The organism is Streptomyces sp. NTD107, from assembly GCF_059510435.1.
The window spans coordinates 270,007-276,401 of the sequence record NZ_JCAJZV010000008.1 but is presented as its reverse complement, the minus strand read 5'-3'; the positions used below and the strand labels follow the sequence as shown (position 1 = coordinate 276,401).

At 72.2% G+C, this 6,395-nt stretch carries 5 protein-coding genes; 4 read left to right on the top strand and 1 reads right to left on the bottom strand.

The annotated features are described in order from the left end of the window. Nucleotides 1-107: 107 nt before the first annotated feature. On the bottom strand, nt 108-1,460 hold the full coding sequence (locus tag AC5WRL_RS18770; protein WP_496089743.1) for an SGNH/GDSL hydrolase family protein: 1,353 nt from the start codon (nt 1,458-1,460) through the stop codon (nt 108-110). A gap of 317 nt (nt 1,461-1,777) precedes the next feature. On the opposite strand from AC5WRL_RS18770, the gene AC5WRL_RS18765 reads away from it, so the two are divergent. The 4 genes from AC5WRL_RS18765 to AC5WRL_RS18750 are packed head-to-tail and all read left to right on the top strand — an operon-like array spanning nt 1,778 to nt 6,348. Further along, nucleotides 1,778-3,097 carry an ABC transporter substrate-binding protein gene (locus AC5WRL_RS18765; protein WP_496089727.1) on the top strand — a complete coding sequence of 440 codons (1,320 nt, stop codon included), beginning with the start codon at nt 1,778-1,780 and terminating at the stop codon, nt 3,095-3,097. After that, nucleotides 3,094-3,993, top strand: coding sequence for a carbohydrate ABC transporter permease (locus tag AC5WRL_RS18760; protein WP_496089726.1), 900 nt, complete (start codon nt 3,094-3,096; stop codon nt 3,991-3,993). The genes AC5WRL_RS18765 and AC5WRL_RS18760 overlap by 4 nt, the downstream gene beginning before the upstream one ends. Next, nucleotides 3,990-4,880 (top strand): carbohydrate ABC transporter permease, encoded by an 891-nt coding sequence (locus tag AC5WRL_RS18755; protein WP_496089725.1) that lies wholly within the window; start codon nt 3,990-3,992, stop codon nt 4,878-4,880. Before AC5WRL_RS18760 ends, AC5WRL_RS18755 begins: the two co-directional genes overlap by 4 nt. A 31-nt stretch (nt 4,881-4,911) precedes the next feature. After that, nucleotides 4,912-6,348, top strand: coding sequence for a glycoside hydrolase family 30 protein (locus AC5WRL_RS18750; protein WP_496089724.1), 1,437 nt, complete (start codon nt 4,912-4,914; stop codon nt 6,346-6,348). The last annotated feature ends 47 nt before the right edge of the window (nt 6,349-6,395 follow it).

The window sequence follows — 6,395 nt, the reverse complement described above, 5'->3', positions numbered from 1 at the left end:
CGGGCCGGGACTGGCCTGCGCGGGCAGGGCCACGGCTGTGCCGAGCGCCAGAACTGCGGCGGTGGCAAGAACGGTCTTGCGCATCACTGCCATCGAAGGGGTCCTCCTCATCGGTGGGGGTACGGCGGCCCCGGGAAGAGTTCGGTGGGCACCGCCTCGGCGAGCAGCCGGTAGCCGGCGGGGTTGAGATGCAGCCAGTCGCCGTCGTGCAGGTCCGGGTGCAGTCGCTCGGGCCGTTCCGGGTCGCGGACCGCCCGGTCGAAGTCGAGGACGGCGTCGAAGCCGCCGCCGGTTCGGATCCACGCGTTGACGGTCTGCCGGGCCGCCTCCCGGTGTCCGGCCGGGTCGTCGTACCCGGTGTGGCCGCCGAACGGCAGCAGGGTGGCCCCGTACACCTGGATGCCCTGGGCGTGCGCCCGGATGATGAACTGCTGGTAGGCGGCGATGAGTTCGGTGGCGATCGCCTGCTGGGCGGCAGCGGTGGCGGGTGCGGTGCCCAGGTCGTTGACCCCCTCGAAGACGATCAGCCAGGCGACGCCGGTGTGCGCCAGGATGTCGCGGTCGAAGCGGGCCAGGGCGTTCGGGCCGAGTCCGTCGTTGAGGATGCGGTTGCCGCCGGCCGCCTGGTTGAGCACGGCCACGTCCCGGGTGTCCCGCCCGTCCTGCAAGCGGTCGAACAGCTGGTCGGGCCACCGGTCGTTGCCGTTGGTGGTGGAGCCCCGGCCGTCGCTCAGCGAGTCGCCGAGCACGGCGAGCGCGGCTGCGGAGGCCGGCGCGTACATCTCGATGCCGCTCAGCAGGTACCAGTGATTGACGGGGGTCGCCCCGGGCAGCTCGGCGGCGGCCGTGTGATCGCCGGTCAGCAGATGGGAGGTGGTGCGGGAGCCGGGGTGCGAGGTGAGCGCGAGGGAGGGCTGTCCCTGCGCCAGGTAGGCGGTGACCGTCACATTGGTGCCGGGGGGCAGCGGCAGGTCCAGCGGGTCGGAGACGATCTGGGCGCCGGTCGGTACGGTGACCGACTCCCGTCCGCCGAAGGTCACCCGGCGCACCGTGTCCGGCTCGATCGCCGAGACTCCGGCCCTGCCGTCCAGCGGCAGTGCCACGGTGACGGCGGTGAGCGGCAGCGGGGTGTCCCCGAAGGCGTTGGAGAACCGCAGCCGCAGTCGCTCTCCGCCGGTGGTGATCCGGGCGGTCTGCCGCAGGGTGGTGTCCACCAGTACGGCGTTGTCCCCGGTGAACGGCGGGGGCGGCATGTTGCCCGGCTCGGTGAGTTGCGGCATGGCGGTCCAGCTGTGCACCCAGCGGCCGTCGGGGCCCGGCAGGCCGGCGGCCGGCGGGGCGCCGGGCCGGCCGGCGGTGGCGATGGCGGAGAAGGCCACCGTTACGGCGAGGGCGAGCAGCACGGCGGTGATGAGCAGGCCGATCGGTCCGGTTCTGGGGGTTCTGCCCTGCTGGGGCATGGACATGTTGTCCTCCTCGGCGGCCCGGGCGGCCCGGCCGCGGCGTCCTCGGAGCGGACCCGTCGGCTGATCGTGACATGAGCACGCCCGTCATGGCAACGACCGCTGACGGCCCTTCGGATGTGCCGGGCGGCTCCGGAAGAACTCCGGCATCTTTCGAGAGCCGGAGCAAGAGGCGAGGAGAAAGGCGCGCGCGAGGGATTGACGGTCCCTTGGTTGATCTGGAGTCTGAACCCCGAGCCCCCGCCTGATGTTCCGGAAGAACACCAAAACTTCTCGGACTCCTCTCCCCATCGCGCTGATGCCCGGAGGACGCCGTGCACCCAGCCAGCTCTCCTCGACGATCCCTCTCCCGCAGACAAGCGCTCACCGGACTGCTGCTGGCCTCCGCCGGCGCCACCACGGCCGCCTGCGGCACCGGCCAGGACACCAAAGCGGCCGTGACGCTGCGGTTCTGGTCCTGGACAACGGTCACCCCGGCCGTCGAGCTGTGGAACCGCACCCACCCGGACATCCGGGTGGAGGTCTCCTCACCCGCCGGCGGCGAAAGCCTCTTCCAACGGCTGTCCTCGGCGATCGCCGCCGGCTCCGGCGCCCCCGACCTCGTCCAGGTCGACTACAACAACCTGCCCACCCTGGCGGTCGCCGGCTATGTCCAGGACATCACCCGCCAGGCCGCCGACCACCGGAGCCGGTTTCTGGACACCGCCTGGCGCCAGGTCCTCATCGACGAGCGGATCTGGGCCGTTCCCCAGGACATGGGGCCGATGGCCATGTACTACCGGCAGGACCTCTTCGACACCCACGGCCTGACCGTCCCCGCCACCTGGCAGGAGTTCCGCGCCACCGCACAGCGACTGCGCCGCGCCGACCCCCGCCGCTATCTCACCGCCTTCCCCGAGGGCGACGCCTACTGGTTCGCCGCGCTGGCCGCCGCCCGCGGCTCCCAGTGGTTCGCCACCGTCGGCGACGCCTGGCGGGTCAGCATCGACGACCCCCGCGCCCGGGCCACCGCCGACCACTGGACCGCTCTGCTCGCCGATGACCTGGTCACCACCGGAAAACACTGGAACCCCGCCTGGTACCAGGACCTTCAGGACGGCACGCTCGCCGCCTGGCTCGGCCCCGCCTGGGGCACCGCCACCCTCGCCGCGCATCCGCCCACCGAGCCCGGCGCCGTGTGGCGGGTCGCCGCCCTGCCGGCCGCCGAACCCGACCGGCCCGCCTCCGGGTTCTGGGGCGGCTCCGGCACCGCCGTGGTCACCGGCTCCGCGCACCCCGAGGCCGCCGCCGCGTTCGCGCTCTGGCTCAACACCGACCCGCGCGCCGCCGACCTGGTCATCGACCCGGAGGTCGCCGGACTGTTCCCCGCCTCGCTGGCCGGCCAGCGGCGCCCGGCGCTCTCCCGGCCGCACCCGGCCATCGGCGGACAGCGCGTCGACGCCGTCTTCCGAGCCGCCGCCGAAGTCGCCCGGCCCATGACCTGGGGGCCGACCATGGACCAGGTACGGGACGACCTGGTCGACGCCTTCACCGAAGCCCGCAGCCGGGGCAGACCCCTGGCCACCGCCCTGGAACGCGCCCAGCACAGCACCGTGGCCACCCTCCGGCACAAAGGGCTGGGGGTCCTGACATGAGAATCCGTCGCGAACTCGGCCGCCAGACCCGGCCCGGATGGGCCTTCCTGGCACCCTTCCTGACGCTCTTCCTGCTCTTCCAAGCGGTACCCATCGGCTTCGCCGTCGCGCAGAGCCTGCGCGAACAGCAGTGGAGCGGCCTGGGACTCGGCGGCCCCACCGTCCGGTTCGCCGGACTCGCCAACTACCAGCGGGTCCTCACCGACAGCGACGTCCTCGCCGGCGTGCTGCGCATGCTGCTGTACGGGGCCGTCCAGGTCCCGGTCATGCTGCTGCTCGCGCTCGCCATGGCGCTGCTCTTCGACGCCGGAGTGACCCGCGCCCGGCGCCTCTTCCAGTTCGCCGCCTTCCTGCCGCACGCTGTCCCCGGCGTGGTCGCCGCCGTCCTGTGGGCCTACCTGTACGTGCCCGGCATCAGCCCCGTCGTCGCGCTGCTGGAGAACACCCCACTGGAGACCGACTTCCTCGGCCCCGGCACCGTCCTGTGGTCCATCGCCAACATCGCCACCTGGCAGTGGACCGGATACAACATGCTGATCATCTTTGCCGCACTGCAAGCGGTGCCCCGGGAGCTGTACGAGGCGGCCCGGGCCGACGGCGCGAGCGGCTGGACCATCGCCCACCGGATCAAGATCCCCCTGGTGCGGCCCGCACTCGTCCTCACCGGCCTCTTCTCCGTCATCGGCACCCTGCAACTCTTCGCCGAACCCATGGTCGTCCGCTCCCTGAGCGCCAACGTCACCTCCTCGTACACCCCCAACATGGCCGCCTACGCCCAGGCGTTCGGTGTCAACGACCCCCAGTACGCCGCCGCCATCGCCGTCAGCCTCGCCCTGGTCGCCTTCACCCTCAGCTACGGCCTGATGCGCGCCGCCCAGCGAGGAGTCGACGCATGAGCCGACCCGCCAACGGCTCCACCACCCCCGGCACCGCCCGCCGGATGTTCCCCGCGACCCTGGGCCTGCTCTTCCTGCTCGCCCTCACCGCCTACTTCCTCTTCCCCCTCAGCTGGCTGCTGCTGTCCGCCACCAAGTCCACCGCCGAACTCACCACCACCTCCGGCTTCTGGTTCGCCGACGCGGGCTTCCCCGCCCAGCTGGCCGACAACCTCCACGCCCTCTTCGCCCAGGACGACGGGCGGTTCGCCCGCTGGCTGCTCAACTCCGCCCTCTACGCCGGACTCGGCGCCCTCGGCAGCACCGCCATCGCCGCCTTCGCCGGCTACGCCCTGGCCAAGTTCCGCTTCACCGGCCGCGACGCCGTCTTCGCCGGCATCCTCGGCGGGGTCCTCGTCCCCGCCACGGTGCTCGCCCTGCCGCTCTTCCTGCTGCTGAGCCGGCTCCAACTCGCCGACACCTACTGGGCGGTCCTGCTCCCCAGCCTCGCCAACCCCTTCGGCGTCTACCTCTGCCGGGTCTACAGCGCCGCCGCCGTCCCCGACGAGGTCCTCGAAGCGGCCCGCATCGACGGCGCCGGCGAACTGCGCATCTTCCTCACCGTCACCTCCCGCATCCTCAGCCCCGCCCTGGTGACGGTCTATCTGTTCTCCTTCGTCTCCATCTGGAACAACTTCTTCCTGCCCCTGGTCATGCTCACCGACCGCGACCTGTGGCCGGTCACCCTCGGCCTGTACGGCTGGCAGCAGCAATCCATGCAACTGCCCGAGCTCACCACCCTGGTGATCACCGGCTCCCTCGTGTCGACCCTGCCACTGATCGTCGTCTTCTTCGCCATGCAGCGGTACTGGCGGGCCGGCCTCACCGTGGGCGCCCTCAAGGGCTGACCCCCCGCACCCCCAACCCCCGGAGGAATCCGTGACGTCACGCATCCATGCCGTCCTGGCCGGTGCCCTGGCCGCGACCCTGATCCCGCTGACCGCCGCCTCCGCCGACCCCGCCGCCGGCCAACCGGCCCGGGGCACCATCGACTTCGGCGACGAACTCCAGCACATCGACGGCTTCGGCTTCTCCCAGGCGTTCCAGCGCGCCGACATCATGCACGGCGCCCGCGGCCTGACCCCCGAGCACCAGCGGGAAGTGCTCGACCTGCTGCTCGACCCCGAGACCGGCGCCGGACTGAGCATCCTGCGGCTCGGCATCGGATCCTCCTCCGACGACGTGTACGACCACATGCGCTCCATCCAGCCGACCGACCCCGGCGGCCCCGGCGCCGAGCCGCGCTACGAGTGGGACGGCGACGACGGGGGCCAGGTGTGGCTGGCCCAGCAGGCGAAGGAGTACGGCGTTCAGCGGTTCTACGCCAACGCCTGGAGCGCCCCCGGCTACATGAAGACCAACGGCTCCGACGCGGACGGCGGCGCGCTGTGCGGCGTACCCGGCACGCACTGCCCCAGCGGCGACTGGCGCCAGGCGTACGCCGACTACCTGCTCCAGTACGCCCGCTTCTACGCCCGGGAGGGCATCACGGTCACCGACCTCAACTTCACCAACGAGCCCGATCTCGCCACCTCCTACGCCTCCATGGAGTTCACCCCCGAGCAGGCCGCCGACATGGCAGCGGTCCTGGGCCGTACGGTCGCGGACTCCGAGGACCTCGCGCACCTCAACGTCGCCTGCTGCGACGCCGCCGGCTGGGAGCAGCAGCGCGCCTACACCCGGGCGATCGAGGACCACCCGCAGGCGGCCGACCTCGTCGACATCCACACCGGCCACCCGTACCGCAGCCAGGCGGACAGCCCGCTGCCCACCGACAAGACCGTGTGGCTGTCCGAGTGGAACCCCACCGGCGACGCCTGGACCGAAGGCTGGGACGACGGCACCGTCTACGACGGGATCACCCTGGCCGGGGACATCCACACCGCGCTCGCCGACGGCCACGCCAACGCCTACATCTACTGGTTCGGCGCCTCGATCGGCACCACCCGCGCACCCATCCTGCTGGACGGGCCGGACTACCGGGTCTCGCAGCGGCTGTGGGCGCTCGGCGCCTACAGCCGTTTCATCCGGCCCGACGCGGTACGGGTCGCGGCGGACTCCGGCGACGGGCGCGTGCGTACCACCGCCTTCCGCAACGCCGACGGCAGCCGCGTCATCGAGATCCTCAACACCGGTACGGCGCCGGTGCGGCAGCGTTTCGACGTGGCGGGTGTGCGGGGACCGGCCCACGGCGAGGTCTATCTCACCGATCAGACCCACTCCCTGGAGCGCACCGGCCGCGCCCACCTCACCGGCGGCCGGCTGACCGTGGAACTGCCCGCCCGCTCCCTGACCACGGTGGTACTGGCCCCGTGACCCCCGGCGGGCGGTCCGCCGGGCGGGCGACGGCGCGGGCTTGGGCT

What these genes read in the sequence shown, in the direction of transcription:
- AC5WRL_RS18770 (WP_496089743.1), bottom strand. Translation starts at nt 1,460, where the DNA reads ATGCCCCAGCAGGGCAGAACCCCCAGAACCGGACCGATCGGCCTGCTC.
- AC5WRL_RS18760 (WP_496089726.1), top strand. Translation starts at nt 3,094, where the DNA reads ATGAGAATCCGTCGCGAACTCGGCCGCCAGACCCGGCCCGGATGGGCC.
- AC5WRL_RS18755 (WP_496089725.1), top strand. Translation starts at nt 3,990, where the DNA reads ATGAGCCGACCCGCCAACGGCTCCACCACCCCCGGCACCGCCCGCCGG.